The sequence below is a fragment of the Aliiroseovarius crassostreae genome (assembly GCF_001307765.1).
Classification (GTDB): domain Bacteria; phylum Pseudomonadota; class Alphaproteobacteria; order Rhodobacterales; family Rhodobacteraceae; genus Aliiroseovarius; species Aliiroseovarius crassostreae.
In genome coordinates this window covers 745102-772053 of the sequence record NZ_LKBA01000006.1, presented here as the reverse complement: position 1 = coordinate 772053, position 26952 = coordinate 745102, and the positions used below count along the sequence as shown (strand labels likewise).

The window sequence follows — 26952 nt, the reverse complement described above, 5'->3', positions numbered from 1 at the left end:
AAATCCATTGCTTATTTCGATCCGTGCAGCGGTGCGGCGCCTTCCTCTGCCAGCACCTGATCCAGCCCCAGTTCGAGTTTTCGGCGAATGCGTTCCGGGTTCAGCTCTTCCAGATCCGTGTCTTCCGTGACAAAGCTGAGCGCGCGTTTCCATTGAAACTCTGCCTCGCGTTTGCGCCCAACCGCCCAGTAGGTGTCACCTAGGTGATCATTGAGGATCGGGTCAACGGGCAGCAGCTCAACCGCGCGTTCCATCTGCTCAACCGCCTCGTCATATCGGCCAAGGCGGTAATAGACCCAGCCAAGACTGTCGGTGATATAGCCACTGTCGGGCCGCTCGGCCACGGCACGTTCGATCATCTCGAGTGCCTCCTCCAGATGCTCGCGCCGTTCCACCAGACTGTAGCCAAGATAGTTCAGCACATTGGGCTGGTTCGGGTTGAGGGCAAGGGCTTTGCGAAAATCTGCTTCCGCCGCGGGCCAGTCATCCAGTTTTGTTTCAACAATGGCGCGTTGGAAATAGACCCGCCACTGGGTGTCCAGATCCTGCTCAAACAGGGAAATGGCCTGATCAAAGGCCGCTCGGGCTTCTTCATAGCGATCCTCGCGGGACAGAAATTCCCCCAGCAGGGTCGGGATGCGGGCCCGTGTCGGGAACTGGCCTGAAAGTGCGCGCAGCTCGCCAATCGCTTCTTCTGCCCGGTCCGACTGGCTCAGGGCCATGGCGCGCCCAAGGGCGGCTTGCAGGAATTGCGGGCTGTCTTGCGGGATGCGGGCATAGGCGGCCACGGCCAGATCATGCTGGCCCATATCCTCGTGCAATTGCGCCGTCAGCAAGGTGGCGTCATAGAGGCCGGGGCTAAGATATTCGGCAATGCGGGCATAGATCAGAGCCGAGGTCAGTCCGGAATTGGGCGGGATATTGTTGGCGATCAGGTAAAACAGCTCAGCCGCCCCTTCCTGAACCGTGCGAACAGCGGTGAAGGGCAGGGGGGTTTTGGATTTGAGCGTGTCGATAATCGCGATCAACTCGTCGTCCAGCACCCCGTTCGAGGCCTGTGCAAGCACCTCCAGCGCCTCGTCATATCGGTCCAGCTGGCTGAGGATCTGCACATAGGCGATCACGCCGCGTCGGTTCAGGCGAAACTCGGCCACCTGTTGCTGCATCAATTGGGCAGCAGTTTCGAAATCACCGACAAAGGCGGTGGCCAGGGCTTTTTGCTGGATCGCAAAGCCGCGTGTGCCTTCGTCCTCGGCCAGCCGGTCCAGCACGGCCAGCGCCTGCGACATCTGTCCGCGCCCCAGCTCTGCCCAGGCGCGCAGCATTTCGGTCATCAGTGGCCCAACCGAGACGCCCTCTTCAAGCAACGTCAGTGCCGTGTCCCATTTTTCATGACCAAAAGCATCCCCCAAAAGCACCAGCCGGGCGATGGCGTTCTGTTCGTCCAGTGCTGCCAGCCGGCGGGCATAGGGGGTGGTCTCGGGCAGTGGGTTCAGCACCAGCTGGGCGATGGTCAGCCCTTCCAGAATACGTGCATTGTCAGGATCATCCGCGATGGCCCGTGCGCCATATTCCAGGGTTGCGGAAAAATCGCCCTGATAATCTGCGGTGCGGGCGGCAAGATAGGCCCCCAGCCCGGTTTCACCTTCGGCAAGGGCGGGTGGGGCCAGCATGGTTGACAGGGTCAGGAGGGCAGACAGGGTCAGGGATTTGGGGGCATGGCGCAACATACGCAAGGGTTCTGCTTTCTTTACATGAGCGTTTCGCCCCGACCCTATCGTTGCGGATGCACAAAAACAATGAGGGGCCGCACCTGCAGCCCCTCACAATACGGTCATTTTCCGCCGATTTACATATTCGGGTAGTTCGGCCCGTCGCCTCCTTGCGGAACGGTCCAGGTGATGTTCTGGCTCGGGTCCTTGATGTCGCAGGTTTTGCAGTGAACGCAGTTTTGGAAATTCACCACAAAGCGCGGCTCGGCGCCGTCTTCCTTGATCACCTCATAGACACCCGCAGGGCAATAGCGCTGGGCGGGTTCGTCGAACTCGGGCAGGTTCACATTGATCGGCACATTCGGATCGGCCAGGCGCAGGTGGCAGGGCTGGCTTTCCTCGTGGTTGGTGGCCGCAAAGCTGACATTGGTCAGGCGGTCAAACGAGAGGGTGCCATCGGGTTTCGGATAATCAATAACCTTGTAATCCGCCGCTTTGCCGGTGGCCTGCGCATCGTTTTTGCCATGCTTCACGGTGCCGAAGAAGGAGAAACCGAAGAGCGAGTTGGTCCACATGTCCAGACCGCCCAGCACCAACGACGCGGTCAGGCCCCATTTCGACCAGATCGGCTTCACATTGCGCACCTTCTTGAGGTCATCAGCGATCTCGCCCGTGCGCAGTTCGGTCTCGTAATCAGCCAGTTCATCGCCCGAGCGTTCAGCGGCAATCGCCTTGGCAGCCGCTTCAGCCGCCGCAATGCCCGACAGCATGGCGTTGTGGTTGCCCTTGATGCGCGGCACGTTCACGAGGCCCACGGAACAGCCCAGCAGCGCCCCGCCCGGGAAGACCGATTTCGGCATCGACTGATAGCCACCTTCGGAAATTGCCCGCGCGCCATAGGCGATACGTTTGCCCCCCTTAAGCACCTTGGCGATCTCGGGGTGATGCTTGAAACGCTGGAACTCCATGTAGGGGTAAAGGTGCGGGTTCTTGTAGTTTAGGTGCACCACGAAGCCCACGTAAACCTGGTTGTTGTCCAGGTGATAGAGGAACGAGCCCCCACCTGCATTTGACCCCAGCGGCCAGCCCATCGTGTGGGTCACGGTGCCTTCGCGGTGGTTCTCCGGGTCGATTTCCCAGATTTCCTTCATGCCGACGCCGAATTTCTGCACGTCGCGCCCGGCCTGAAGGTCGTATTTGGCGATGATTTCCTTGGCGAGCGACCCGCGCACCCCTTCTGAGATGAACACGTATTTGCCGTGCAGCTCCATGCCCGGCTCAGTGTTCGGGCCGTAAGAGCCATCCTCTTCCAGGCCAAATACGCCAGCAACAACGCCTTTGACTTCGCCGTTTTCGCCGTAAACCAGCTCGGACGCCGCCATGCCTGGGAAGATTTCCACGCCCAGTTCCTCGGCCTGCTCAGCCATCCAGCGGCAGACATTGGCCATAGACACGATGTAGTTGCCGTGGTTGTCCATCAGCTTCGGCATCGGCCAGTTGGGCAGGCGGATCGACCCTGCCGGCCCAAGCACCAGGAAGTTGTCTTCCTTGACCGGCACGTTCAGCGGCGCGCCTTTTTCTTTCCAGTCCGGGATCAGCCTGTCCAGCCCGCAAGGGTCAAACACCGCGCCTGACAGGATATGCGCGCCCACTTCGGACCCTTTTTCCAGAACAACAACCTCAAGGTCGGCGTTCAGCTGTTTCAAACGGATGGCTGCCGACAGACCAGCGGGGCCAGCGCCCACGATGACCACATCGTATTCCATGCTTTCGCGTTCAATCTCGCTCATAATCTTTTCCCCGGATGGTCCGTTTCAGCAAGATCGTTAGCTCGCCACTTGGGCAGGGTCAATCGCAACACGGCGTCAAATCAGGAGATTGCGACCTATCTGCCGTTTTTTTGTTAATTGTTTGCGCTGTCAGTCGCTGAATGACCCGGCGGCGGGGGGCAGGTCGGTGGCCGGGCTGGGGCGGGGGCAGAGCGCTTTTCGCGCCGCCGCAACCAGATCCAGACGCCGATCATGACGAGAATCGAAAAATACCCGTCGATCGCATAGTGCCAGCCCTGATAGACGGACAGGAACTGATAGGTTGCCACGATCAGGATCGACAGGGGCAAAAACGCCCGGTGGCGTTCGTAAAGGTAAAGGGCAAAGACCGTGGCGGTGGCGATATGCACCGACGGGAAGGCGGAAATGCCGGAGCCGGGCAGTTGCGCCTTGCTTTCATAGGCGGCCCAGAGGTTGTCACTGAGCGCATCCAGAAAGCCCCCGGCAAAGCCGATCTCCTGCAAAGAGGCCATCATCGGGGCAAATGTATCGCCCCCTAACAGGCGGTCGTAAAAGATCGGCCCGGCCGACAGAAACGCCAGCGCCAGCACATTGCCCATGACAATCCAGCTGAACAGGTAAAGCAGGATAAAGCGCCGGAACCGCCGCGCGTCCATGTCGAACATCACGATCAGAACCGGAAGATACATGCAGGGCAACAGCCAGGCGGTGAAATAGATCGTCCCCACCAGTTCGGGATTGATCCAGGCAGAAAACGCATGGGTCAGGCGCCAGGGGTCCACCCCGAAATGCAGCGCCCGATCCAGATCTGCCATCCAGGGATCCGCCCAGAAGGGCAGGATGAAGGGCATGGTGGTCTTCAGCATGGTGAACATCAGAAACATTGCCGAGCAGATCATCACCGCCAGAATGGCGCGCGACAGGCGCGTGACCATGGTTTTGCGGTCAAACAGGAAGGTTACGACCAGAAACAGGGGCACCACCCACCAGCCCAAGGACAGAAAGACAAGCAGTGAAAACGGGATCGCTTCTGCCATTTCCAGCAGCAGATGCAGGGGATTGTCCCTGTAGATCAAGGTCACCAGCCCGCCCACGATAAGGTAGGCCAGCGTGATCAAGGCGAATAATGGCATTGCAAACCGCTCGATTTTGCTTTTCTTTTATACCAAATCTAGCGGCAGACAGCCGCTTTGCCTATACATCTTTTGGAACGAAAGGTTCCGGCGCCGTGCCGGGCCAAACAGGATCTGTAACACTTCATGGACAAGATACCCCTGACACGTGCGGGCCACACCGCGCTCAGTGATGAATTGAAACACCTCAAGTCGGTGGAACGCCCCGCGATCATCGAGGCCATCGCCTCGGCCCGTGAGCTTGGCGACCTGAAGGAAAATGCCGAATATCATTCCGCGCGCGAAAAACAGGGCTTCATCGAGGGGCGCATCAAAGAGCTGGAAGGCATCCTGTCCCTGGCGGACGTGATCGACCCCGCCAACATGTCGGGCGCTGTCAAGTTCTCGGCCACTGTGACCCTGATCGATGAAGATACCGAAGAGGAAAAGACCTACCAGATTGTCGGGGAACCGGAATCCAATCTGGAAAATGGCAAGCTCAACATCAAATCCCCGCTGGCCCGCGCCCTGATCGGCAAGGAAGAAGGGGACAGTGTCGAGGTGCGCACCCCCGGCGGAGAACGTGCTTACGAGATTTTGAAGATCCAGTATATTTAAAGTAACTTTACGCGTATCTCATCGTTGACCAATCAGGAGTGAGGCCATGAGTGTTGGCCCGCAAAGCGACCCGGCCAAAAAATCCGCCAAATCGGGCGGCGGGTTGAACCGTCCGCTGCAGGCACCGGATATCTCCTCGCTCAGCGCAGGTGAGGTCATCGGGCTGGCCGTGTCGGCCGTCTGGCTGTTTGCCTGTGCAGCGTTTTTCATCGTGCTGGGGGGCGGTGGCGGCAATGGTGCCGATCCGCTGCGCTTTGTGATTGTCCTGCTCGCCATCTTCATGCCGGTGGCGCTGATCTGGGTGGCCGTGGCGGCAATGCGCTCGGCGCGTATCATGCGCGAGGAAAGCAACCGGTTGCAGGCGGCAATTGACGGGATGCGCCAGACCTATCTTCAGCAGCAGGCGGGCGGTGTGAAACAGCCCTCTCAGGTTGAACGAAAACTCGAGGAAATCGCCGCCGTCAGCAAGAAAACCGAAACCGCGCTGGCAACCTTTACTTCGATCCGCCCGGGTGGGGTGCAGACCCATCCCGCCATGCCCGCCCTGCCCTCCGGCCTGGCCGGGGGAACAATGGATGATCAGACCAGCCTCGCGCTGGGCACCCGGCTGGAGGACATGGCCCCGCCACTGTCGATCGAGGATTTCATCCGCGCCCTGCATTTCCCCGAGAACGAAAATGACGCCGAGGGCTTCCGCGCCCTGCGCCGCGCCCTTTCCGACCGAAAAGTGTCCGGCCTGGTGCAGGCCTCACAGGACGTGCTGACGCTCCTGTCTCAGGATGGCATCTATATGGATGATCTGCGCCCAGATCGCGCCAAACCTGAAATCTGGCGCAAATTTGCAGCCGGCGAGCGGGGGCGGACGGTTGCAACGCTGGGCGGGGTGCGGGATCGCTCTTCCCTGGCCCTGACCGCAGGCCGTATGCGCCAAGATCCGATCTTCCGCGATGCCGCGCATCACTTCCTGCGCAAATTTGACCAGACTTTCGCGGATTTTGAGAAAAACGCCTCGGATAGTGACATCGCCGAATTGTCCAACACCCGAACCGCCCGTGCCTTCATGCTGCTGGGGCGCGTGACCGGCACGTTTGACTGACACGCTACCCCGCGCTCTTTTCCCTGTCTTCCTCTTGCTCAAATATCCCGGGGTGAGCGGCAAAGCCGCGAGGGGCAGCGCCCCTTCAGGCTCAAACCAAAGGTTTGAGCAACCTCCGAGCCTGATGGCAATCCCCCCGGGATTTTAAAGCGCTTCGACGGTCACCTGAAACAGGGAAAAGTCGAAACGCTTTATGACCAGAAAATATGCGGCTTAGCGGTCAGATCCTCTGTCCGGTCAGCTTCAGCTCAGCTACCGCTTGGATGCCAGAAGGCAAAGACTGCAATGTAGATGACAAGCGTGATCCCCGCTGCGGCCAGTATGAAGACACCCACTGCCAACGGGGTGAGGCCGTAAAGCGCGGCCGCAGTGACGGCGGCCCCCAGCAGGAGGGCGATTGCGGTTGCCACCACCCCCAGCACCTTGCGCACCGCCTGGTGCGCGCGCGCTCGCCACAGGCGTCTGAGGGCGGCCACCATACGGGCCAGATCTGCCTGCATCGCCACCAGTGCGGGCACCACGATCAGCACCAGGACCATGCCAAAACCCAGCCCATAGGTCAGGGTGATCACCGTCGGTTTCAGAAATTGCGCCTGGCGCGAGGTTTCATAGAGAAGCGGTGCCAGCCCCAGCACGGTCGTGGCCGTGGTGAGCATCACTGCGCGCAGCCGGTCTGCGGCGCCATCTATGATTGCAGGAACAAGCCCTCTGTCCCGTGCATAAGCGTCGATCGTGGTCACAAGGACGATGGAATCGTTGATGATGATACCGGTCATGCCAATCAGCCCGACGACAGAGAACATCGACAGCGGCACCCCCCAGCTGACATGGCCGATGATGGCCCCGATCAGACCAAACGGAATGATCGCCATCACCACAAACGGGCGGGTCCAGCTGGAGAAAATCCAGCCCAGCGTCAGATAGATCCCCAGCAGGGACAGGATCAGGCCGGTGCTGGCATCGTTCAGGAATTCGTCCTGCTGCTCGGCAAGCCCGCCCAGTTGCCACGTCACGGAAAACTCCTCGGCGATGCGGGGCAGAATGTCATCGGCCAGAGTGCGGGTGATTTCCTCGGCGCGGGCCGGGTTGTTTTCATCCAGATCGCCGGTGACGTTGATCAGGCGGATGCCATTTTCGCGTTCGACGCTGGAAAAACCGGTGCGTGTCTGCACGGAAACAAGATCGGCCAGCGGAACATAGGTGCCAGCGGCGCTGCGCATCTGAGTGCTGTCCAGAAAATCCGCAGTCAACTCCTCTTCGGGGAGTTCTACCCGGATTGCGGCGGTACGGGTGCCATCCGGGAACGTGGCTGCCTCAAGCCCGTTCAAGCGCGCGCGCAGCACCCGGCCCAACCCGTCGATGGTAAAGCCGAGGGCCTGCCCCTGCGGGGTTAGATCGAGGAGCAGCTCGTCCTTGTCATAAGCCATGCTGTCTTCCAGGGCCGAGACCTCTGGGAAATCAGCCAGGGCTTTTTTTAATGCTTCCGCAGCCGCTTTCAGGGTTTCGCTTTCTGCCCCATAGAGTTCCACATCCAGCGCATCCCCCCCCGGCCCGAAGTGCGAACCACGGAAGCTGAGCGTTTCCAAAAGCGGGTGTTGCGGGACATTCTCCTGCAAGGCGGACACAAAAGCGCTTACTGAATAGGGGCGCAGATCGGCGTCGATCAGTTCCATCACCATAGCCCCCAACAGGTCGGTATCCTTGCTGTCGACCCCGGACAGGCCACGCCCGGAATTTCCCCCGGTCTGGGCAAGGGCCACGGTCAGGGGCGCGCGACCATACTCGGCTTCGAACTGGGCCGCCGTTCTGTCGACCGCCGCTTGTACCAACCCCATCATTTCACGCGTATCCTCGCGGGTGGCACCTGAGACCATGGCAAAGTTTGCGGTGATTGAACTGCGCTCGGGTGCGTTGAAGAAACGAAAGGTCAGGTCGCCGCGAATGAAGATCGACACCTGGCTTATCAAGAGCAGGATCACCGCTGCCATCACGGGGTAACGGGCCCGGATCACCAGTTTCATCAGCGGGCGGAATGCATGATCACGGACCCAGCGAAAGCCGCGGTTCACCTGACGCGACGGCCAGTCATACCAGTGTTCTTTCGCGGTATGGGTCAGTGCATGGGCCATGTGATGGGGCAGGATCAGGAAGCATTCCACAAGTGAGGCCAGCAGGACCACAATGACGGTAAAGGGAATATCGGCAATCATGTCGCCAAACCGCCCGCCGATCGAGGTCAGGCCGAAAAAGGCGATCACGGTGGTTATGGTGGCGGAAAAGACCGGCGGAAACATGCGGCGCGCGGCGTTCTCGGAGGCCTCAATCGGGGTTTCCCCCAGACGCCGGGCGCGAAAATCCGCGTGCTCTCCGACCACAATCGCGTCATCCACCACAATCCCCAAGGTGATGATCAGCGCAAAAAGAGAGATCATGTTGATCGTCAGTCCCGACATATACATCAGGAAAATCGCGCTCAGCATCGCCACCGGGATCCCGGCCGCGACCCAAAGCGCCGTGCGGGCGTTGAGAAACAGGAAGAGCAGGATCAGCACGAGGGACAACCCCTGCAACCCGTTCTCCATCAGCATGTTGATCCGGGCTTTGATCAGCTCGGACCGGGTGCGCATCAGGGTGATCTCGACCCCATCGGGCAGGGATGGCAGCATGGCGGCGCGCACCTCTTCCACCTCTTCCTGCAGCGCAATGGCATCCCCCGCAGCCGAGCGCGATACATTCAGCGCAACCGCCGGTCGGTCACCCACGAAATAGGACCGTTCCCGATCCACGCCCCGGCTCAGCACCCGCCCCACATCGCCAATGGTCAGTTTGGAACCGTCCGGGTTCGAGCGCAGCACAATGGCCTCGATCTGATCGGCCGAGCGTTTGGCCACGCCGGTGCGCACCCGCGCCGCGCCCGAGGCCACATCCCCCGCCGGCGCGGTAGAGACCTCTTCCCGGATCGCCGCAGCGATCTGCGCCATGGTCACATCGTGGCGCAGCAGAGAAATCGACGGCAGCTCGATCAGGATTTCCGGTGCAACAATGCCGCGAATGGTGGTGCGGGTCACGCCGCGATCAAACAGGCGCGCCACCATTTCATCGGTGAACCGTCCCAGCTGATCTATGCCCACCGGTCCGGTGATCACCACATCCGTCACACTGTCGCGCCAGGCCCCGCGCCGGACAATCGGCGTGTCACTGTCTTCGGGCAAGGTGCTGATCTCGTCCACGGCGACCTGCACGTCATCTGCGGCCTGGGCCACATCCCAGCCGGGTTCGAACTCCATCTCGATCCGTGCCCGGCCTTCGGTTGCGCGTGAAATCACCTCTTCCACGCCTTCGACAGCCAGAAGGGCCGGTTCCAGAACCTGAACGATGCCCGCATCCACATCTTCTGCCCCGGCCCCGTCCCAGGACACGGTGACAGTCACGCTTTCCACCACCACGTCGGGAAAGAACTGCGCCCGCATTCGGGGGTAGGTCATGATGCCCAGTGTGAGCAGCACCACCAGCAACAGATTGGCCAGCGTGGCATGGCGGGTAAAATAGGACAGGACGCCATTGGCAGCTGAGAGGGGGGCACGCGTGGTCATGGGTCAGCTCCCCATCCGCGACTGCAGCCGCTCGAGCGTGGCGGCAGGCATCCTGCCCGTTTCGATCTGTTGAAGGATCCGGGCCTTGGCATCGTCTTCCATATGCGTATTCTGTTCAACAAAGGCGCGGATTGCCGTGATCTGCGCGGTGCTGAGGGTGATCTCCTTGGGTGTCTGTTCGCCACCGGCGCGGCGCGGTTTGATCCGAATGCCCGCGCCAAGCGTGGGGGTGCGTTCGGCCACCACCTCACGACCCGCAAGCCCGTCACCGCGCACCAGGATCTCATTGCCCTGACGGCGCAGGAGCGTGACCGTCACCTCTTCCAGACGATCCCCTTCGCCCAGGAGCAAAAGAGTGCCGTTGGCGCCAAGGCTTGATGCCGGCAGACGCGCCACGCGATCCAGTGCAGGCTCCGCCACTTCGACGGTCACGAAGTCGCCGGGGCGCAACCCGGCTGCTGCGTCCAGCGTTGCAAAAACCAGACGCCCGGTCTGGCCCTCTCCCACTTCCGCGCTTTCGCGTGCCAGTGTTCCGGTTGCCACCAGCACCCCGTCTGCGCTGTCCAGTCGCACACTGATCGGCGCGCGGGGAAGGGTGCCTTCAGGGGTCAGAAGGCGTGCATATTGCGTGGTGGACAGGCGGAACCTGACTTCCAGCGCATTCGGGTCGATGATCCGGGCCAGTTTCTCATTCGTGGAAACCACCCCGCCACGCAGCACGGTTACATCCGCCAGCGTGCCGGAGATCTCGGCATAGATTTCGGTGTTTTCCAGCCGGCGCTGCGTATCGTCGAGCTGGATCTTGCGGCGGGTGAAAGTGGTGTTGGCGGTGGCAATCCGTGCCTCGGCCGAGATCACCGCCTGCCGTTTGGCCAGCACCGCCTGCTCGGCAGAGGCCGCAGCCAGTGCTGCGGTTTCCACTGCGGCTTCGGTGCCGACCCCTCGTTTGACAAGGTCATTCTGCCGTTCCAGCGCCGCCTCACGCAAGCTTGCCTGCCGCTTGGCATTGGCCAGTTCGTCACGCGCCAGCTCAAGGGCGGCCTCGGCCTCGGCGACATCTGCCTCGGCCTGCTCCACATCTGCCCGGGCCAGTTCCTGGGCCAGCATGAATTCGGTCGGGTCGATCCGTAACAGCAGCTCTCCTTCGGTGACGCGCGCGCCGGTTTCGAACCCGTCGGTCATGTCGATCACCGTGCCACCGGCAAGCGAGCGCACGTCCAGCGCGCGCCGGGAGGCCACCTCGCCATGTACCGACAGGATCGGCACTTCGCGGGCCTCGATATAGGGCAGCAGATTGGCGGCAAACAGCCGTTCGCGCCCCTGCGGGCGGGCATTGTCGCGTTCCGCACGCGCCTTGAACGCGGCCGAAATTTGCAGCGCAGCCAGCGCAAGAAGACCAATAGTGGCGGCAAGCAGGAAAAGCCCGGTCAGGCTGCGACCCAGAAAACGCATGTGGAATACTCCGTTTCATCCACCCCCATCTTGCCCGGCTTTTGTCCGGTGGCAAGATGCGGATGGTCACTTCTTCAAGAGGTGATACGGGACAATCACCGATTTCTGTCGATTATTTTTTGCGTTGCTTGTGTTCTTCGAGGCGCGGGAAAATTTCGACGAAATTGCACGGGTGGTGGCGGTAATCCAGCTGGGCTTCGAGGATCCCGTCCCAGGCGTCCTTGCAGGCGCCGGTGCTGCCGGGCAGTGCAAAAAGATAGGTGCCATTGGCCACGCCACCCGTGGCGCGGGATTGCACCGCCGATGTGCCGATCTTCTCCATCGAAATCATGGTGAAAACGGTTGCGAAGGCTTCGATTTCTTTCTCATAGACATCGCGATGGGCCTCAACCGTCACATCCCGTCCGGTCAGGCCGGTGCCGCCGGTAGAGATGATCACGTCGATCTCCGGGTCCAGGCTCCAGGCGCGCAGCTGGTCGGCAATTTCGCCACGCTCATCGCGGATGATCTTGCGGTCGGCCAGTTCGTGGCCTGCACTTTCCAGCCGTGCAACAAGGGTGTCGCCGGAGCGGTCCTCGTCCATCGAGCGCGTGTCGGAGACTGTCAGGATCGCAATGCGCACCGGGATGAAGTCACGTTTGTTGTCGGCGGGGATATGGGACATGAAGGTGGCCTTTCATCGGAATATGGCGCTGTTTTGCCCGGATCATATCGGCAAATCCCTGATATGGATCAAGGGGGCATGGACCAAGGGGGTGCGGGGTCAGAGATCGCGCAGCCGGGCCTGTAATTCCAGCAGATCCGCCCAGGCCTCGCGTTTTGCGGCCGGGTTGCGCAGAAGATAGGCCGGGTGGAACATCGGCAGGACCGGTTTGTGCCATGCCTCCTCCCAACGTCCCCGCATCCGCGTGATCCCGCGCTTGCCAAGGACCGCCTGACAGGGCGTGTTGCCCATCAGCACAATCAGCTCGGGGGCGACCAGCTGGACGTGACGCTGAAGGAAGGGCACCATCATGGCCATTTCCTCGGGGCTGGGGTCGCGGTTTTGCGGTGGGCGCCAGGGCATCACATTGGTGATATAGAGCGCGTTTTTTGACAGTGCTGCGGTGCGCCCCATGTTGATGGCGGCAAACATCCGGTCCAGCAGCCCCCCGGCGCGGCCCACGAAAGGTTTGCCCTGAATATCTTCGTCCCGCCCCGGGGCCTCTCCGATGATCATCACGCGGGCGGCGGGGTTGCCATCGGCCAGCACCGTGTTGCGCGCCCCTTTCTTGAGGTCACAGCCATCGAACGCCTCCAATGCGGCACGCAGGGCCTCAAGATCCTGTGCCCGTGCGGCGGCTTCTTTCGCGCGGGCGACCCAGTCCACCTCGGGGTCGGGCACACGCGCGGGCGGGGAGGCCAGCGGTGTCGGCGCGGCGGTTTTGGGCTTTCTCGCCTCCAGCTCATAGCGGTTGATCGGCGCATCGCAAATCGCATCCGTCACCCCCAGTTCGACCTGCCAGTCGAGATGGGCGCGGGCGATGTGCCAGTCGAGATCAGAGAGCGCGGGTGATTCCATGAGGGCAGGGTAGGCGGTGGCGCGGGCGGGGGCAACGCCTGTTGCGAGGGGGCTGTGGCGTCCGTTGCCCTTACCGCGTTTTGGTCGGGATGCTGCAGAAGCACTATGGGAAGTAGGTCAACAGATTGGAGGGCTTATTGCTTCTGTTACGGGAATCGGAGTGGCTTTCCGAGCGTTCCGGGTGAGTGGAAATGTTGGGGCGCTGGCAAATGCGGCTGGTATTGGTGCTGCGGAGTTTCTGAATGTGTTTTTCGGCTGGGATGATTTCGTCGCTGGGGTGAGTGACATAAGTGAGTATATTCAGCTGTCTAGCTTGATTTCTCAGGTTGAGAATGGGAAGGCGTATGTAGAATGGCGATTGAACCGTTTGGATGATCTTAGGGATTTGCATCGTCAGTCTTGTGATCACCCCACATCCGATCATGGGTGATTTTGTCAATCTGTTGCAACTTTAGGTGCTGTGGAACGGCAATGACCAATGCGGTCAGGCCGATGAAATGTTCTCGAATGAGCGTGACAAAGGAATGACGGGGCGGGGAAAGGCGGTCAAGCGTGTATGAGAGGCCAAAGGAGAATACCGCTACCGCCAACCAAATAAGATAAAGGGATAGTGCGATCAAAGCCCAATTGCGCCACCAAAGAGCGCTTCCGCGAAGGTGAATGAGTTCCTTATTCGACAGGCTGTCCCAGTCGCGCTGCAGCAGCAGGATGTTTTGAATGCGGTTTTTCCATGACATGGGGAGAGTTACGCTCATCTTGGTTGATGAATGGTAAGCGCGGGCGGAGATGTCCCACAAGAGGGGCTTGACCCACACAGGCCTGTCTGGCCCCTCTTTTCTAGTTTTCTAGTTTTCTAGTTTTCTAGTTTTCTAGTTTTCTAGTTTTCTAGTTTTCTAGTTTTCTAGTTTTCTAGTTTTCTAGTTTTCTAGTTTTCTAGTTTTCTAGTTTTCTAGTTTTCTAGGGCGTAGACCTATAAACGTTGATGTGATTCAAGATGTGAAATCTGGGAGGTTTCATGTCGTCGCATTTCTGGCTCACCGAAGAACAGTACAATAAAATCAGGCCCTTGTTGCCCAATACGCCGCGCGGTGTTCCGCGTGTCGACGACCGGCGCGTGTTATCGGGCATCATTTTCTGCATTCAGCGAGGCTATCGCTGGTCCGATGTGCCGCCGGAATATGGCCCCGCCAAGACGCTCTACAACCGCTACAAACGCTGGTCTGAAGCAGGCGTTTTCGAGCATGTGTTCGAAACTTTGGCGCGGGAGACGGCAGATCTTTCCACGCTGATGATCGACGCCAGCCATGTCAAAACCCATCGCATCGCAGCCAATGGTGCCAAAAAAACACCGGCGAAGGACGGGATATCGGCAAGACAAAAGGCGGGTTGAATTCAAAGCTGCATCTGGTGTGCGATGGCAGTGGCAAGCCGGTCCATCTGCATCTGACCGCAGGCATCGAGCCGATATTACTAATGCAAATCAATGCCTTGAGTCATATATTGCCAGGGGAACCACCGTCATTGCAGACCGAGGTTACGACGCAAATCACCTGCGCGACTGGCTGAGCGACGCCAAGGCAACCGCCTGCATCCCACCGCGCAAGAACCGCAAAATGCAATTCGAATATGACGCAGCCCTCTCCAAAACCCGCAACATCGTCGAGCGCATGTTCAACCGCATCAAGGTTTGGCGACACCTATCACGACGCACCTTCCGCTGCCCAAAAACCTTCTTGGCAGCAGCCCACGTCGCCGCAACAGTCATTTGGCTCTTATGAGTCTACGCCCTAGTTTTCTAGTTTTCTCCCCATGCGATGAAACGCCCTGCATTGCAGGATAGACGTCCCGCCCCCCCGATCCTATAAGCAAAGCAACACGGATCGGAGGCCCCCATGACATTTCGCCAGCGCCATCTTCTGGGCATCGAACATCTGCACCCCGAGGAGATTAAAACCATCCTCAATCTGGCCGATGATTACGTTGATTTGAACCGCAGCGGCAACAAACGCTCCGATGCGCTGGCCGGGCTGACGCAGATCAACATGTTTTTTGAAAACTCCACCCGCACCCAGGCCAGTTTTGAAATTGCGGGCAAACGGCTGGGCGCGGATGTGATGAATATGGCGATGCAGGCCAGTTCGATCAAAAAGGGCGAGACGCTGATCGACACCGCGCTGACGCTGAATGCAATGCACCCGGATCTTCTGGTGGTGCGCCACCCGCATTCCGGGGCGGTGGATCTGCTGGCACAGAAGGTCAATTGCGCGGTGCTGAACGCGGGTGATGGCAAACATGAACACCCGACGCAGGCGCTTTTGGACGCGCTCACGATCCGGCGCGAGAAGGGCCGTCTGCATCGTCTGACCATTGCGATCTGTGGGGACATCGCGCATTCACGCGTGGCCCGCTCAAACCTGATCCTTCTGGGCAAGATGGAAAACCGGGTGCGCCTTGTGGGGCCGCCCACCCTCATGCCCAGCCAGATCGACCAGTTCGGGGTCGAGGTTTATGACGACATGGAGGAGGGTCTGAAAGGCGCGGATGTGGTGATGATGCTGCGGCTTCAGAAGGAACGTATGGATGGGGGCTTTATCCCGTCCGAACGCGAATATTACCACCGTTACGGGCTGGATGCCGAAAAGCTGGCAAATGCCAAGGATGACGCGATTGTCATGCATCCCGGCCCGATGAATCGGGGCGTGGAAATCGACGGCACCATTGCCGATGACATCAACCGCTCGGTCATTCAGGAACAGGTGGAAATGGGCGTGGCCGTGCGCATGGCCGCGATGGACCTGCTGGCACGCAACCACCGCATCATCGCACGTGATCAGGCGGAAAAAGAGACCTATGCCTAAGCGTGTATCAAAAGACTGGTTGCAGCTCGATCAGGGCGAAGACCTGATCCTGCGCGGCTCCGCCCGCCGTGAAACCGCGCTGCGGATTGCAGTTTTCACCACATTGGGCGCCACGGCAATCTATGGTGTGCTGGGCAGTTTCGTAGGGTTGTTCAGCTGGGCCATGGTGCCGGTCTTCGCGCTGATCTTTTACCTCGCTTTCGGAGCGTTCATGCTGGGTCTGCGCCATCAGGGCGATTGGGCCCTGACCTCCCAGGCGCTGTATCTGCGCAAGGGGCTGACCTTTTCGCGCGACAGTATCGCTGGCATCAAACCGCTGGACCGGGCGGTGATCGTCACGATCCGGCGCAAAGATGCGGTGGCCACCCAGCGCCTTGACACCGATGCACCAGCGGATCTGGTGGCAGAACTGAAAAAAGCCCTAGAGGACTGATATGAAACTTGAACCCCGTCTGGAAGATCAGACCGTGCCGGATCTGGAGCCCGGTGAAAAAATACTGGCGCAGTTTCAGGGCAATCGGACCACCTATCTCAAGGAACACGTCATGCTGGCCGCGATCGGCTCTGTGGTGATGGTGGTGATCTTGATGGCGATCAAGAACCCCTTCCCGTGGACTGGGATCGTGGGGGCCGTGCTGGCCATCGCCCTGCGCGGGGCTTATTTGCTCAAGGAACAGACCGGCTTTATCTGGACCCTCACCAACCGCCGCCTGATCGGTCCCACCGGATCGGCCATCCTGCTGCACAATATCGACGCGGTGAACACCATTTTCACCGCCGCCCAGGTGGTGACGATTGCGGGCGACAAGCACATGCTGAAATATCAGGCGGACGCAAAGGACACCAAGGCGCAGATTGATCGGGCGCGGGGGGCGTGACCAAGTACCGCCGCAAATGGGGATGTTCCAACAAGAGATTGGCAACGAACGTTATGCGGGAGGAAGGGAAATTTCGCTGCGTTTGCGCCAATGTCTTCTGCTTTGTCTGCATTATTTCTTTTTACGCTCAGCAATTGCGATGTTGGCGGTTTGCAGTGCCTGTTCGATGAATGGTATTTTCTGGCCCGCATTCCTTGTCAAATCAATCGCGCCCCAGATCAAACCGAGCGTAAGCTGACACTCTCTGGTAAGTGCTTCACTGGGGTCATCGAACCCTGTTGGTAAGCTCGTGCTCGATGCATAGAAGATTTTGTTTCGAGCTTCACCCACGACAATCTGGCGCGGCAAGAGGCTGGAATAGTCACGCCGGATCGAGGGCATATAGTTGTCCTGGAATACCGCGTTGTCTTTGTCCTTGATGGCGCGGAGCGCATATTCGCGGTGATGTTCCACCTGGCGGCGGTTCACGTTGCAAAGGCCGAACTGGGTGCCCTTGGCGTTGGTGTCACCACACCAGCCCAGCTCAAGCGCATCAAAGGCCAGCACATTAAGCCCTCGGCTCATCTCGATCAGGCGGGTGGTGGATTTCTCGGTGATCGAGCGCCAGCCGCGCTCACCCGCCGCCCAGAGGGATCGGATGTAGGTGGTTAGCTCATCGCTGATCTCGGCATGCTTGGCCGCATCGATGTGCGCCTCAAAGAATGCATCCCAAGCACGGGTGACCTTTTGGCGCTTGGCACCATTGTCGGTGCGCGTCTTGCGCATGAGGCCGTGAATGCCAGAGGCCTCATAGTCGCGCACCCAGTTATAGAGGGTTTGTTTGGTGATCAGCTTACGCTTACCAGTCGGGAACCGATGAGGCGTCTCAGCGATCTTTTCGATCATGGCCGCGCGCTCGGCTGATCCTTTGGGCAGATCGGTGGCGGGCCGGATCACGTCACTACGCCAGATCGCCAGATCGAGGTTGCGCTGGAAAGCGGCGTCAGGCTGGTGAGCCTGATCGGCTACTAAGACGGTTTTGCCGGTCTCTGCATGGTGCGAATGGCGATGGCAAGATTGGCGAGCAGACAGAACCCGTTGGGAAAATCGGGCAGGCAATGATGCCCCGGCGGGCGTGACAGCGCATAAGCGTTCTCCACCTTCCCGCTTAACACATCCCGCATGGCAGCCACCGAGAGCCCCGCCGCCAGCGCCGCCAGCTCATATCCCCCCTGTCCAAACGGTGTGCGCAGGCCAAGCTCGCCGCCCCCCGCATCAGACACCCGCTTAAATCTGTCCAGAAAGGCGATGGGATGGACCCGCGCCAGCATCTCATGGGTGGCTGCAGGGGCGCTCGACCCCACCAGCTCACGCGACAACCCGGTCACATCCAGAAGGTTCTTCAGCCGCCGCTTGGTTTCGGGGCTTTCGGGCAAGCCGCCCGCCGCCAGCGGCTGCACCAGCCCACCCACCGGAAGCGTCCCCGCATAATTGCCACCCGAATGCCAGAAACTGCGTTCATCCCAGTAAAATCCCGTGGCCATGATATCCTCCGCTTTGGCGCAAGCTTAACGCGCACCCTTGCCCCGTCCAGCCATTTCCGCCACCAAGAGGGTATGAAAAAAGGCAGCCTCTCTCACCTCGCAATCCCCGGTGCCACGCTTGCGGTGCGCGTCACCCCCAAAGCGTCCCGCAATGCGGTGGAAGAGGTCGACGGCGGGCTGAAAATCTCCGTCACCACGGTGCCCGAAGGCGGAAAAGCAAACAAGGCGGTCGAGAAGCTGCTCTCAACCGCCTTGGGAGTGTCAAAATCGCGCCTGACCCTCACCCATGGGGCCACGTCGCGCGACAAGGTGTTTCGGATAAATTAATCACCCACGCGCGGGATGGAGGATTGGCGATAGGTCTCATCCCCTGCATTAGGATCAACTCCACCGCCCACTGCCCCGTCCAGCGGATCTGGACCATAGCGGTTGTCGCCACGGGTGCCATGCAACGCCAGAAACACAATAAGAATGATCCCTCCGATAAGGGGAACGAACCCAAGCAGAAGCCACCAACCAGAACGACTGGTGTCATGCAAACGACGTGTTGCCGCAGCCAGATAAGGCAGAACAGTTGCAAGCCACAAAAAACCAGTCAGGTACGGGGTTGTCCGTGTTTCGTGAATAGCTGAATGTCCCCGGCGAAACTTCGTTTGCTGTGGTGGTGCCCCAGAAATAGAGATCGAGAAACACTGCGATAGAGAATGCAATCGCCAGAAACAAGAAGAACAGCCAGTACTATGCAGGTCGAGCCCGCCCCTGAAAAGTCACATATTTGGAAAAGCAGGTTTTGACTGCCGTTTGGAAATCCATAAACTCACTCCTTTTTGCCGATTTTCGGCTCTTCACCTTTGAGAATACGAGAGATATTGGCGCTGTGCCGGTAAAAAATCAATGCAGCCAAGGCAACCGCCAGCCCCACCAGACTGTCCTGCCCAAGCAACAGCGCCACCACCGGCGACAGCGCCGCCGCCACCAATGCCGACAGGGATGAAATCCGAAACACGACCGCCGTCACCAACCAAGAAGCGCAGGCCGCAAGACCCAGTGGGAACGACAGCGCCAGCATCGTGCCCAGCCAGGTCGCAACCCCTTTCCCGCCCCTGAAGCCCAGAAACACCGGAAAGCAATGGCCCAGAAAGGCAAAGAAACCCGCAACCTGCGCCGCGTCTTCCCCCACCAGCGCACGCGCCGCCAGCACCGCAGCACCGCCTTTGCCCGCATCCCCGATCAGCGTCAGAAACGCGGCGAGTTTATTGCCGGTCCGCAGCACATTGGTCGCGCCGATATTGCCGGATCCGATCTGACGCAGATCCCCCAACCCGAACAGGCGCGCCATCACAATACCAAACGGGATTGACCCCAGCAGGTAGCCAAGCACAGCCACCAGAGCCAGAGCCAGAACCGGCAGCGCAGACGTTAACTCAGGCATGATCATTCCTCATCTCGGACGGCCAGCGCCCTCATTTTCTGGTCAAAAATATCCCGGGGTGAGACCGCAGGTCGAGGGGCAGCGCCCCTTACCCCGAAAAAACCGACACACCAGCCACCCAGGTGCCGATCACCCGGCCTTCCATCCTCGCCCCGTCAAAAGGCGTGTTCTTCGATTTCGAACGCAGCTTGAACCGGTCGAGCACAAAGGGGGCATCCGGGTCAAACAGCACCAGGTCCGCAGGCGCACCCGGTGCCAGACGACCGCCGGGCAGCCCCAGCAGCCTGGCCGGGTTCAGCGACATCGCCCGCCAGATTGCAGGCAGGTCGATCAGCCCCGAATGCACCACCCGCATCGCGGCGGGAAGCAGGGTTTCCAGACCCACGGCCCCAGAGGCAGCCTCTTCAAACGGCAGGCGTTTGCTCTCCTCATCCTGCGGCGTGTGAAAGCTCGACACCACGTCCACAAGCCCGGAGGCGACCGCCTCGATCATCGCCACGCGATCCTCTTCCGACCGGAGCGGTGGTTTGAGTTTGAAGAAGGTGCGATAGTCGCCCACATCCAGTTCATTCAGGCACAGGTGATGGATATTCACCCCGGCCGAGACCGAATGCCCCGCAGCCTTTGCGCGCTCCAGCGCGGGCAGGGATTTTGCGGTGGACAGGCTGTCGGCATGATAGCGCACCCCGGTCATCTCAACCAGCGCGAGGTCCCGTTCCAGCCCCATCCGTTCGGCCATGGACGAAACCGCGGGCAGGCCCCGCAACGAGGCGAATTTGCCCGAGGTGACAGCGGCCCCTTTCGACAGGCTCGGTTCCTGCGGGTGACCAATGATCAGCGCCCCCAGCGACCGGGCATAGGTCATGGCGCGGGAATAGACCTTGGGATCGGTGACCACATGGTCGCAATCGGTGAAAGCCACGGCGCCCGCATCCAGCATGAAGCCCATCTCTACCATCTCGCGCCCGGCCCGTTCCTTGGTCAGCGCCGCGAGGGCAACCACGTTCACCGGCGCCACCTCAGCGGCACGTCTTGTGGCAAAAGCGAGCGTTTCCGGCGTGTCCACGGCAGGTGTGGTGTCCGGACGGATCACCATGGTGGTCACGCCACCCGCCGCCGCTGCATCCCCGGCGGTTCGAAAGCTTTCCTTATGGCGTTCGCCCGGCTCACCGATTTTCACGCCCATGTCGATCAGACCGGGGGCCAGGCATTTGCCGCCACAGTCGATCACCTCACCTTTCGGTTTCTGGTTCAGCGCGGTGATCACCCCATCTTCCACCGTCAGGCTGCCCAGAGCATCTTCGCCGGTTTCAGGATTGATCAGGCGGGCATTGGTGAAGGTCTTGGTCATCGAAGCGGTCCCTTTGGCATGGGGTTGGTTGGAAATGTCCTAATCGGTTTTGGCGGGCGTTTCTACAGGGAGTTTGACCTTGGCGCAGGATGAAGAGGGCGGTGGGGGGGATCGGAATGAATTGGAATGGTGAGCACGTTCTAAATTGGAATGCATGAAAGGGCTCATCTCTGAAAGGCCTTTGTTTATGGGCGATCCGACAAACGCGGGCAAAATTGGCCGATTGGCAAAAGCGGCACGGTTTATTTTAGAATAGAGCCGCTTGATGCCGCAACTCACCAAACGCGGCATCAACTATGGCCATTCATGCATCGATGCGACCACCTGGCCGATGATCTGAAAGTCACGATCATCGAGGGGGAGCTTGAGCTCTCGCGGCGGGTAAATCGTGTTGGCACTGAGCAACGAGATCGCGCTCTTGCCGATGATCTGGACGTGCTTGACCACAAACTCATCCCAAACGCGCACCACGAAAGCCTTGCCATCTTTTGGACCTGTCGCGGAATTGTTCCGCTCCTTTGACTTGGTATTTTGCCACAAAGGAGAGACATCATGGCATCGAACCCCACCCCCGAATTCCGCGCAGAGGCAGTGCGGGTAGCGTTAACCAGCGGGCTGCCGCGTAAGCAGGTCGCTGCGGATTTTGGCGTCGGCTTCTCGACGCTGAGCCGTTGGATCCAGCAGGATCGGCGCAACCCAGAGAAGCCTTCTGCCCATTCTGATCTCGAGCGCGAGGTCGCGGAGCTGCGCAAAGAGAACCGCATGCTCCGGGAGGAGAGGGAGGTGCTAAAAAAGGCCACCCAGTTCTTTGCGGAGCGAAGCAAATGAGGTTCGCTTTCATCGCAAAGAACGCCGAAATGTTGCCCATCGAACGGCTGTGCCAAATCATGGATGTCAGCCCGCGGGGGTATCGGGCCTTCCGGAGCCGCCCCCTCAGCCAGAGCCAACGCAAGGACATGGTTGTGCTGGCTCATATCCGTGAACAGTTTGCCCTGTCTCTCGGCAGCTATGGCCGGTCACGCATGACCGAGGAATTGAAAGAGTTGGGATTGCCAGTCGGCCACCGCCGCATCGGACGCTTGATGCGTGATAACGGCATTGTGGTTAGAAGGAACAGGAAGTTCAAGGCGACCACGGACAGCAACCACAGCTTCAACATCGCACCGAACTTACTGAACCGGGACTTCTCGGCAGCCCGTCCGAATCGGAAATGGGCGGGTGACATCAGCTATGTCTGGACCCAAGAGGGCTGGCTGTATCTCGCGGTCATCCTCGATCTGCATTCCCGACGGGTGATCGGCTGGGCTGTCAGTAATCGTATGAAGCGGGACCTGGCGATCCGAGCGTTGAACATGGCCATTGCCTTGCGGCGACCATCGAAGGGCTGCATCCATCACACGGACCGCGGCAGCCAATACTGTTCCCACGACTACCAGAAGATCCTACGCCAGCACGGCTTCAAGGTATCAATGAGCGGGACTGGGAATTGTTACGACAACGCTGCCGTCGAAACCTTCTTCAAGACCATCAAGGCGGAACTGCTGTGGCAGCGATCCTGGCGGACACGTCGCGATGCTGAGATGGCCATCTTCGAATACATCAACGGCTTCTACAATCCGCGTCGAAGGCACTCAGCACTGGGCTGGAAAAGCCCCTTGGCCTTCGAACGAAAGGTCGCTTAAGTGAGAAACCGGAGCGGCACAAATACGCGACAAGTCCACCCCGGGATATTTGGAACAAGAAAAATGCGGGATCCTGAGATGTGGCAATCTTGATGTAAATTGCCTTTACATCTTGACGGGAGCGGTTCGAGATACGACATGTCACCGAAGCAAGCCGCGTGAGCGGTGCAGAGTGCAACCGTGCTGAAAAGAGAAGCGATATGCCTGAACGCAATGACGCCGCCCTGAAGTTTCTGCTGACACGTCGTTCCCGGCCTGCAAAAACCCTGACCGGGCCGGGGCCGTCGCGTGAAGACCTGATGCCGATCCTGACGGCGGCCGGGCGCACGCCGGATCATGGCAAGCTGGAGCCGTGGCGGTTCATTGTTCTGGAAAAGCCTGCGCTGGAGCGGTTGGCGGCTTTGGTCACCCTCCGCGGTGCGGCACTGGGCATTGACGAGATGAAAGTGGCCAAAGAGCGCCATGCCTATGACAATTCGCCTCTTGCGGTTGTTGTGGTTGAAAGCCCGGTGGTCTCGGAGAAAATCCCGGCGATCGAACAGACCTATTCGGCGGGGGCGGCCTGTCTGCAACTTCTGAACGCGGCGTTGGCTGCGGGTTGGGGGGCAAACTGGCTGTCGGGCTGGGCCTCTCAGGATCGGGGGTTTCTGCGCGACGGGCTTGGGCTTGAGGATCATGAGCGGGTGGCCGGGATCATTCACATTGGCACGGAAACCGTGGCCCCGCCAGAACGTCCACGCCCGGATATTGCCGCCCTTACCACCTGGATTGAAAACTGAGGACCTGTGATGATTGATGATTTTTTCCGCGCGCTTGCCCAACTGAGTGATCCGCGCTTTCGTAAGGTTCTTTTGAAGGGTCTGGGGCTGACGGTTGGGCTTTTGGTGGCGATCACCTGGGTCATGGTCACCTTGGTAGGGTTTGTGATCCCCGACGTGCTGAGCCTGCCGTTTGTGGGGGAGGTGTCTTTTGTCGGTGGTGTTGCCATGTGGGTGGCCGCGCTGTTGATGATCGTGCTGTCTGCGGTGCTGATGGTGCCGGTGGCGGGGGCCTTTACCGGGCTGTTTCTTGATGAGGTGGCGGATGCGGTTGAGGCGCGGCACTACCCGTATCTGGCGCCGAACGCTGCCCAGCCGATCTCAGCTGCAATCCGTGAAAGCCTTGGGTTTTTCGGCGTGATTGTTGGCGTGAACCTTGTGGCGCTGATCCTGTTTTTCTTTGTGGGGCCGCTGGCGCCGATCCTGTTTTACGCGGTGAACGGCTATCTGCTGGGGCGGGAATATTTCACCATGGCGGCGATGCGCCGGATGGAGCGTGAGGCGGCCCATGCCCTGCGCAAACGTCACAACACCCAGATCTGGATTGCGGGCATACTGATGGCCGTGCCGCTGTCGATCCCGCTAGTGAACCTGTTGATCCCCATTCTGGGGGCCGCGACCTTCACCCATATGTTCCAGCGATTGTCGGGACGGTGAGTTCAGGAGCCCGAAACCCGTGACGCAATCGGGCTAACGGTTGGACATATCGTCGGCGATCTGGCGCAGCGTGATGTGACATTGCTCCGAGTGTCGATCCTGATAGTAGCTGTGCCCCACATTGGGCAACATGATACATGTGTCGGGGATGGTTGATCGCCATGAGGCTGAGGGTATGTTTGGGTCCTCCTCCCCGAAAAACACCAGGGACGGGGTAGGGATTTCCCGTTCGTCTCGCAGCCGTGTCGAGGAAATGCAGTAAAGCCCTCGCAAACGCACATATCGGCAAGCGGTCTGCCACAGGGCGGTTCCCCCGGCGCTATACCCCAACCCAAACCAATCGCTGCTCAGGCGCTCGGAAAGGGCGCGGACGGCTGTTTCCAGGCCACCCTGTTGGAACAAATGCTGATGCAGGGCGGGCCCGTTCAGATCAGGTGCTCCGCTCAGCTCTGGCAAGGAAAGGTGCTCGACCTGGGTCAGGTCTGGCAAGCGGGCGCTGATACATTCCACCGGGGCGGGCGCGGAAAATATGTCGGTCACAACGCATAGTTTCATTGGTTGGCTCCGACTGTGCTGCACCTCAAAGACCGATGATTACCCCTCTGGTCCCATCCGGTTGAACCAGTCGATATCCTCAACCGTGATCCAGCCCGAGACGATGATCCCCGCAACCACTGCCCAGGCGAGGCTTGCCCAGATGGTGACGATAATCATGGTGCGCCCAAGCCTGAAATTGGCGGGCGCACCGGCATGGGTTCCCCGCAGCACGGCCCCTTCGTCGCCCTGCGTGCGTAGGCGGATGGGCAGGACCACAAACATGGTCACGAACCAGATCACGACATACAGGACAAGGGCTGCGGTTATGGTCATCAGACTTGTTCCAGCTCAACCAGAGTGCCGTTGAAATCTTTCGGATGCAGGAACAGGACCGGCTTTCCATGGGCGCCGATCTTGGGCTCTCCGGTGCCCAGCACACGTGCGCCGGCCTCTTTCAGCTTGTCCCGTGCGGCCAGGATGTCGTCGACCTCATAACAGATGTGGTGGATGCCACCGGCGGGGTTCTTTTCCAGAAAACCTGCGATGGGCGAATTGTCCCCCAGCGGGTAGAGCAGTTCGATCTTGGTGTTGGGCAGTTCGATGAACACCACGGTCACGCCATGATCCGGTTCGTCCTGCGGCGGGTTCACCTTGGCCCCAAGCGTATCACGATACTGGGCCGAAGCCGCTTCCAGATCCGGCACCGCAATGGCCACGTGGTTCAGACGTCCAATCATTTCTCTCTCCCTCCGACAAGTGTTGGGGTCTTATGCCGTGTGGGTGGGGTCTGTGGCAAGAACGCACATGCCGCAGAGCAGCAATTGTGACTGTTAAAGTGTTTTGACGTCCCTCTGAGGCAGGGAAAAATGGAAACGCCGTAAGAGATATTAATGTCGTGGACGTCTCAGGATACCCACCTGCCCCCAAGTTTTCCCCGAAACGCTTCAGTGTGGGATCTTGGCTGGGCATGGGGGATTAACCCGTGGTTTACCATTTTCGGCTTTCGTGGGGGAGGAAAGGAATCGCTGCCATGAGTGATGATCTCGAACGCTTCTTGATGAGCCAACCCGCAACCCCCGACCGCCCCCTGCAGGGCAAGACCGTGCTGTTGGTCGAAGACAGCCGATATGCCTCCGAGGCTATTCGCCTTCTGTGCCTGCGATCCGGGGCACGGATTCGCCGGGCGGATAGTCTGGCCTCCGCGCACCGGCATCTGCGGGTCTACCGCCCCTCCATCGTGATTGTGGATATGGGGTTGCCCGACGGGTCAGGGGCAGATCTGATCCGGGAACTGGCGCAGGAGCCATGCCGCGTTCCGGTGCTGATCGCAATCAGCGGTGATGACGCCACCCACAACGACGCAATCAAGGCCGGGGCAGATCGGTTCATGGCAAAGCCGCTTGAAAGCCTCGCGGTGTTTCAACAAACCGTGCTGGAGCTGTTGCCCAAAGGCGAAGGCCCTTCAGGTCTGCGCGAAGTCTCCGGCGAATTGGTGCATCCCGATGCAATGGCCCTGCAGGATGACCTCAGCCATATGGCAGAGATCATGGGGGAGGATCCGGATAATGTGGATGTCGGGTATATTGCCCAGTTCCTCGGTGGTGTGGCGCGCTCGGCCCATGACAAAAAGCTCGAACATGCCGCTGACGATCTTGCCCGTGCGGGTAGGGGAGAGGGGGGCTGGCGCAAGCAATATGATCTGGTCGCCGGGCTGGTTCAGGAACGGCTTGCCGCGCGTCAGGCACTCTGACTGGCCGGATGGCACCAGCAACGGCACCGGTAACGACAACAGCGGCTGGAGGTCTGGAGTATCCCGCCGGTTGCTGACTGGCGCCCCTTTGACAAGAGATATCACGTACCGCGCTGACCGACCCGGTTACGGACCGGTCGCTCAATTGCCCCCACCCCTTCACATTTACGCCCCAATTCGGTGGAACATTCGGTTGGAATGCAACACGAGGGTCAAGGGGCTCGCTGCACAAGCGGTGGCGAGGCCGCGTAAAAGGTGGAGGAAATGGTGGACAAGATGGCGACCGCATTACCCCAGGCAAATACCGAGATGTCGACAGATGCCAGACAGGCAGGCCCCAGCTGGGCAGAGGCCGCGGTGGATTGGGCTGTGCTTATGTGTGGTGCCGCAATGTTGATGATTGCCGTGGCGCTCTCTCTTGCAGCCCCGTCTCAGGCGGTTGCCACGGAAGAGGTGCCCCCGGTCGGGCAGGCAGCACCGACCGCGCGCGTGTCCTGATCTTCTGATCCATAGGCTTTGCCCCGGCAGCTCC

Annotated in this window: 27 protein-coding genes and 2 pseudogenes; 12 read left to right on the top strand and 17 right to left on the bottom strand. The window is 59.8% G+C overall.

The genetic code is table 11. The annotated features are described in order from the left end of the window. Positions 1 to 11 precede the first annotated feature (11 nt). The 3 genes from AKJ29_RS10125 to AKJ29_RS10115 all read right to left on the bottom strand — a co-directional run bounded on the left by AKJ29_RS10125 (position 12) and on the right by AKJ29_RS10115 (position 4635). Positions 12 to 1730: a tetratricopeptide repeat protein gene (locus AKJ29_RS10125; RefSeq protein WP_055190400.1), complete on the bottom strand. Its 1719-nt coding sequence runs from the start codon at positions 1728 to 1730 to the stop codon at positions 12 to 14. Between the two features lie 119 nt (positions 1731 to 1849). Continuing rightward, a complete protein-coding gene (locus AKJ29_RS10120) occupies positions 1850 to 3502 on the bottom strand; it encodes an electron transfer flavoprotein-ubiquinone oxidoreductase (protein WP_055190399.1) in 1653 nt (550 codons plus the stop codon). 113 nt (positions 3503 to 3615) lie between these two features. Next, positions 3616 to 4635: a phosphatase PAP2 family protein gene (locus AKJ29_RS10115; RefSeq protein ID WP_055190396.1), complete on the bottom strand. Its 1020-nt coding sequence runs from the start codon at positions 4633 to 4635 to the stop codon at positions 3616 to 3618. 126 nt (positions 4636 to 4761) lie between these two features. Here AKJ29_RS10115 and greA point away from each other — a divergent pair, with 126 nt between their 5' ends. After that, positions 4762 to 5232, top strand: a complete 471-nt coding sequence (gene greA, locus AKJ29_RS10110) for a transcription elongation factor GreA (protein ID WP_055190395.1) — start codon at positions 4762 to 4764, stop codon at positions 5230 to 5232. A 46-nt stretch (positions 5233 to 5278) separates the two neighbouring features. Next, complete coding sequence (locus AKJ29_RS10105; protein WP_055190393.1) at positions 5279 to 6328, top strand: hypothetical protein; 1050 nt, start codon at positions 5279 to 5281, stop codon at positions 6326 to 6328. Between the two features lie 248 nt (positions 6329 to 6576). On the opposite strand, the gene AKJ29_RS10100 is transcribed toward AKJ29_RS10105, so the two are convergent. The 5 genes from AKJ29_RS10100 to AKJ29_RS10080 form a co-directional block, all read right to left on the bottom strand. Beyond that, positions 6577 to 9921 carry an efflux RND transporter permease subunit gene (locus AKJ29_RS10100; protein ID WP_055190391.1) on the bottom strand — a complete coding sequence of 1115 codons (3345 nt, stop codon included), beginning with the start codon at positions 9919 to 9921 and terminating at the stop codon, positions 6577 to 6579. A 3-nt stretch (positions 9922 to 9924) separates the two neighbouring features. Continuing rightward, positions 9925 to 11373 carry an efflux RND transporter periplasmic adaptor subunit gene (locus AKJ29_RS10095; RefSeq protein ID WP_055190389.1) on the bottom strand — a complete coding sequence of 483 codons (1449 nt, stop codon included), beginning with the start codon at positions 11371 to 11373 and terminating at the stop codon, positions 9925 to 9927. A gap of 112 nt (positions 11374 to 11485) precedes the next feature. Next, positions 11486 to 12037, bottom strand: a complete 552-nt coding sequence (moaB, locus tag AKJ29_RS10090; protein WP_055190388.1) for a molybdenum cofactor biosynthesis protein B — start codon at positions 12035 to 12037, stop codon at positions 11486 to 11488. Positions 12038 to 12136: 99 nt separating this feature from the next. Continuing rightward, entirely contained in the window at positions 12137 to 12934 is a 798-nt protein-coding gene (locus AKJ29_RS10085; RefSeq protein ID WP_055190386.1) for a uracil-DNA glycosylase, read from the bottom strand. 377 nt (positions 12935 to 13311) lie between these two features. Next, positions 13312 to 13689 (bottom strand): hypothetical protein, encoded by a 378-nt coding sequence (locus AKJ29_RS10080; protein WP_139231476.1) that lies wholly within the window; start codon positions 13687 to 13689, stop codon positions 13312 to 13314. A 260-nt stretch (positions 13690 to 13949) separates the two neighbouring features. Between AKJ29_RS10080 and AKJ29_RS18745 the strand changes: the two are divergent. The 4 genes and pseudogenes from AKJ29_RS18745 (at position 13950) to AKJ29_RS10055 (ending at position 16670) form a co-directional block, all read left to right on the top strand. Next, positions 13950 to 14712: pseudogene (locus AKJ29_RS18745) on the top strand (IS5 family transposase). 114 nt (positions 14713 to 14826) lie between these two features. Further along, on the top strand, positions 14827 to 15792 hold the full coding sequence (locus tag AKJ29_RS10065) for an aspartate carbamoyltransferase catalytic subunit (protein ID WP_055190378.1): 966 nt from the start codon (positions 14827 to 14829) through the stop codon (positions 15790 to 15792). Continuing rightward, entirely contained in the window at positions 15785 to 16225 is a 441-nt protein-coding gene (locus AKJ29_RS10060; RefSeq protein ID WP_055190376.1) for a hypothetical protein, read from the top strand. Before AKJ29_RS10065 ends, AKJ29_RS10060 begins: the two co-directional genes overlap by 8 nt. Before the next feature lies 1 nt (position 16226). Further along, positions 16227 to 16670, top strand: coding sequence for a hypothetical protein (locus AKJ29_RS10055; protein WP_055190374.1), 444 nt, complete (start codon positions 16227 to 16229; stop codon positions 16668 to 16670). 111 nt (positions 16671 to 16781) lie between these two features. Here AKJ29_RS10055 and AKJ29_RS10050 read toward each other — a convergent pair whose 3' ends face one another. Next, positions 16782 to 17768, bottom strand: coding sequence for a helix-turn-helix domain-containing protein (locus AKJ29_RS10050; protein ID WP_139231523.1), 987 nt, complete (start codon positions 17766 to 17768; stop codon positions 16782 to 16784). Further along, a pseudogene (locus tag AKJ29_RS10045) lies at positions 17711 to 18193 on the bottom strand (class II histone deacetylase); the annotation flags it as partial. The pseudogene AKJ29_RS10045 and the gene AKJ29_RS10050, both read right to left, overlap by 58 nt. 72 nt (positions 18194 to 18265) lie before the next feature. On the opposite strand from AKJ29_RS10045, the gene AKJ29_RS10040 reads away from it, so the two are divergent. Beyond that, the gene (locus AKJ29_RS10040; RefSeq protein ID WP_055190370.1) at positions 18266 to 18520 is read left to right on the top strand and encodes a DUF167 domain-containing protein; all 255 of its coding nucleotides are present in this window, start codon (positions 18266 to 18268) and stop codon (positions 18518 to 18520) included. Here AKJ29_RS10040 and AKJ29_RS19900 read toward each other — a convergent pair. The 4 genes from AKJ29_RS19900 to AKJ29_RS20035 form a co-directional block, all read right to left on the bottom strand. Beyond that, a complete protein-coding gene (locus AKJ29_RS19900) occupies positions 18517 to 18780 on the bottom strand; it encodes a DUF805 domain-containing protein (RefSeq protein ID WP_200909146.1) in 264 nt (87 codons plus the stop codon). The genes AKJ29_RS10040 and AKJ29_RS19900 overlap by 4 nt on opposite strands. A 230-nt stretch (positions 18781 to 19010) precedes the next feature. Continuing rightward, entirely contained in the window at positions 19011 to 19625 is a 615-nt protein-coding gene (gene plsY / locus AKJ29_RS10030; RefSeq protein ID WP_055190569.1) for a glycerol-3-phosphate 1-O-acyltransferase PlsY, read from the bottom strand. Positions 19626 to 19713: 88 nt separating this feature from the next. Beyond that, positions 19714 to 20976 carry a dihydroorotase gene (gene pyrC / locus AKJ29_RS10025; protein WP_055190368.1) on the bottom strand — a complete coding sequence of 421 codons (1263 nt, stop codon included), beginning with the start codon at positions 20974 to 20976 and terminating at the stop codon, positions 19714 to 19716. Between the two features lie 294 nt (positions 20977 to 21270). After that, positions 21271 to 21516, bottom strand: coding sequence for a S24 family peptidase (locus tag AKJ29_RS20035; RefSeq protein ID WP_055190366.1), 246 nt, complete (start codon positions 21514 to 21516; stop codon positions 21271 to 21273). A gap of 12 nt (positions 21517 to 21528) precedes the next feature. Between AKJ29_RS20035 and AKJ29_RS10010 the strand changes: the two genes are divergently transcribed. From AKJ29_RS10010 to AKJ29_RS10000, 3 genes are all read left to right on the top strand, one after another. Continuing rightward, a protein-coding gene (locus tag AKJ29_RS10010) for an IS3 family transposase (RefSeq protein ID WP_409360022.1) occupies positions 21529 to 22658 on the top strand; the annotation gives its coding sequence in 2 pieces (ribosomal slippage) (positions 21529 to 21763 and positions 21763 to 22658; 1131 coding nt in all). 200 nt (positions 22659 to 22858) lie between these two features. Further along, on the top strand, positions 22859 to 23437 hold the full coding sequence (locus AKJ29_RS10005) for a nitroreductase family protein (protein ID WP_055190360.1): 579 nt from the start codon (positions 22859 to 22861) through the stop codon (positions 23435 to 23437). 9 nt (positions 23438 to 23446) lie between these two features. Further along, the gene (locus tag AKJ29_RS10000) at positions 23447 to 24133 is read left to right on the top strand and encodes an EI24 domain-containing protein (protein ID WP_055190358.1); all 687 of its coding nucleotides are present in this window, start codon (positions 23447 to 23449) and stop codon (positions 24131 to 24133) included. Between the two features lie 33 nt (positions 24134 to 24166). Here the strand turns inward: AKJ29_RS10000 and AKJ29_RS09995 are convergent, their stop codons facing one another. From AKJ29_RS09995 to mce, 3 genes are read right to left on the bottom strand one after another with little or no spacing between them, the layout of a single operon-like run. Beyond that, complete coding sequence (locus AKJ29_RS09995; RefSeq protein ID WP_139231461.1) at positions 24167 to 24688, bottom strand: dienelactone hydrolase family protein; 522 nt, start codon at positions 24686 to 24688, stop codon at positions 24167 to 24169. Positions 24689 to 24727: 39 nt separating this feature from the next. Next, positions 24728 to 25003, bottom strand: coding sequence for a DUF1467 family protein (locus AKJ29_RS09990; protein ID WP_055190354.1), 276 nt, complete (start codon positions 25001 to 25003; stop codon positions 24728 to 24730). Then, entirely contained in the window at positions 25003 to 25407 is a 405-nt protein-coding gene (gene mce / locus AKJ29_RS09985; protein WP_055190352.1) for a methylmalonyl-CoA epimerase, read from the bottom strand. The genes AKJ29_RS09990 and mce overlap by 1 nt, the downstream gene beginning before the upstream one ends. Positions 25408 to 25700: 293 nt before the next feature. Here mce and AKJ29_RS09980 point away from each other — a divergent pair, with 293 nt between their 5' ends. Both AKJ29_RS09980 and AKJ29_RS09975 read left to right on the top strand, forming a co-directional pair. After that, the gene (locus AKJ29_RS09980; protein ID WP_055190350.1) at positions 25701 to 26420 is read left to right on the top strand and encodes a response regulator; all 720 of its coding nucleotides are present in this window, start codon (positions 25701 to 25703) and stop codon (positions 26418 to 26420) included. A gap of 264 nt (positions 26421 to 26684) precedes the next feature. Continuing rightward, positions 26685 to 26918 carry a hypothetical protein gene (locus AKJ29_RS09975; protein WP_055190348.1) on the top strand — a complete coding sequence of 78 codons (234 nt, stop codon included), beginning with the start codon at positions 26685 to 26687 and terminating at the stop codon, positions 26916 to 26918. The last annotated feature ends 34 nt before the right edge of the window (positions 26919 to 26952 follow it).

Bases quoted from the DNA above. Each gene is read 5' to 3' on its own strand.
- AKJ29_RS09990 (WP_055190354.1), bottom strand. From the start codon at position 25,003: ATGACCATAACCGCAGCCCTTGTCCTGTATGTCGTGATCTGGTTCGTG.
- AKJ29_RS10115 (WP_055190396.1), bottom strand. From the start codon at position 4,635: ATGCCATTATTCGCCTTGATCACGCTGGCCTACCTTATCGTGGGCGGG.
- greA (WP_055190395.1), top strand. From the start codon at position 4,762: ATGGACAAGATACCCCTGACACGTGCGGGCCACACCGCGCTCAGTGAT.
- AKJ29_RS10100 (WP_055190391.1), bottom strand. From the start codon at position 9,921: ATGACCACGCGTGCCCCCCTCTCAGCTGCCAATGGCGTCCTGTCCTAT.
- AKJ29_RS10065 (WP_055190378.1), top strand. From the start codon at position 14,827: ATGACATTTCGCCAGCGCCATCTTCTGGGCATCGAACATCTGCACCCC.
- AKJ29_RS10005 (WP_055190360.1), top strand. From the start codon at position 22,859: ATGCCTGAACGCAATGACGCCGCCCTGAAGTTTCTGCTGACACGTCGT.
- plsY (WP_055190569.1), bottom strand. From the start codon at position 19,625: ATGCCTGAGTTAACGTCTGCGCTGCCGGTTCTGGCTCTGGCTCTGGTG.
- AKJ29_RS10125 (WP_055190400.1), bottom strand. From the start codon at position 1,730: ATGTTGCGCCATGCCCCCAAATCCCTGACCCTGTCTGCCCTCCTGACC.
- AKJ29_RS10040 (WP_055190370.1), top strand. From the start codon at position 18,266: ATGAAAAAAGGCAGCCTCTCTCACCTCGCAATCCCCGGTGCCACGCTT.
- pyrC (WP_055190368.1), bottom strand. From the start codon at position 20,976: ATGACCAAGACCTTCACCAATGCCCGCCTGATCAATCCTGAAACCGGC.
- AKJ29_RS10120 (WP_055190399.1), bottom strand. From the start codon at position 3,502: ATGAGCGAGATTGAACGCGAAAGCATGGAATACGATGTGGTCATCGTG.
- AKJ29_RS09980 (WP_055190350.1), top strand. From the start codon at position 25,701: ATGAGTGATGATCTCGAACGCTTCTTGATGAGCCAACCCGCAACCCCC.
- AKJ29_RS10080 (WP_139231476.1), bottom strand. From the start codon at position 13,689: ATGAGCGTAACTCTCCCCATGTCATGGAAAAACCGCATTCAAAACATC.
- AKJ29_RS10000 (WP_055190358.1), top strand. From the start codon at position 23,447: ATGATTGATGATTTTTTCCGCGCGCTTGCCCAACTGAGTGATCCGCGC.
- mce (WP_055190352.1), bottom strand. From the start codon at position 25,407: ATGATTGGACGTCTGAACCACGTGGCCATTGCGGTGCCGGATCTGGAA.
- AKJ29_RS10105 (WP_055190393.1), top strand. From the start codon at position 5,279: ATGAGTGTTGGCCCGCAAAGCGACCCGGCCAAAAAATCCGCCAAATCG.
- AKJ29_RS10095 (WP_055190389.1), bottom strand. From the start codon at position 11,373: ATGCGTTTTCTGGGTCGCAGCCTGACCGGGCTTTTCCTGCTTGCCGCC.
- AKJ29_RS10055 (WP_055190374.1), top strand. From the start codon at position 16,227: ATGAAACTTGAACCCCGTCTGGAAGATCAGACCGTGCCGGATCTGGAG.
- AKJ29_RS09975 (WP_055190348.1), top strand. From the start codon at position 26,685: ATGGTGGACAAGATGGCGACCGCATTACCCCAGGCAAATACCGAGATG.
- moaB (WP_055190388.1), bottom strand. From the start codon at position 12,037: ATGTCCCATATCCCCGCCGACAACAAACGTGACTTCATCCCGGTGCGC.
- AKJ29_RS09995 (WP_139231461.1), bottom strand. From the start codon at position 24,688: ATGAAACTATGCGTTGTGACCGACATATTTTCCGCGCCCGCCCCGGTG.
- AKJ29_RS10060 (WP_055190376.1), top strand. From the start codon at position 15,785: ATGCCTAAGCGTGTATCAAAAGACTGGTTGCAGCTCGATCAGGGCGAA.
- AKJ29_RS10085 (WP_055190386.1), bottom strand. From the start codon at position 12,934: ATGGAATCACCCGCGCTCTCTGATCTCGACTGGCACATCGCCCGCGCC.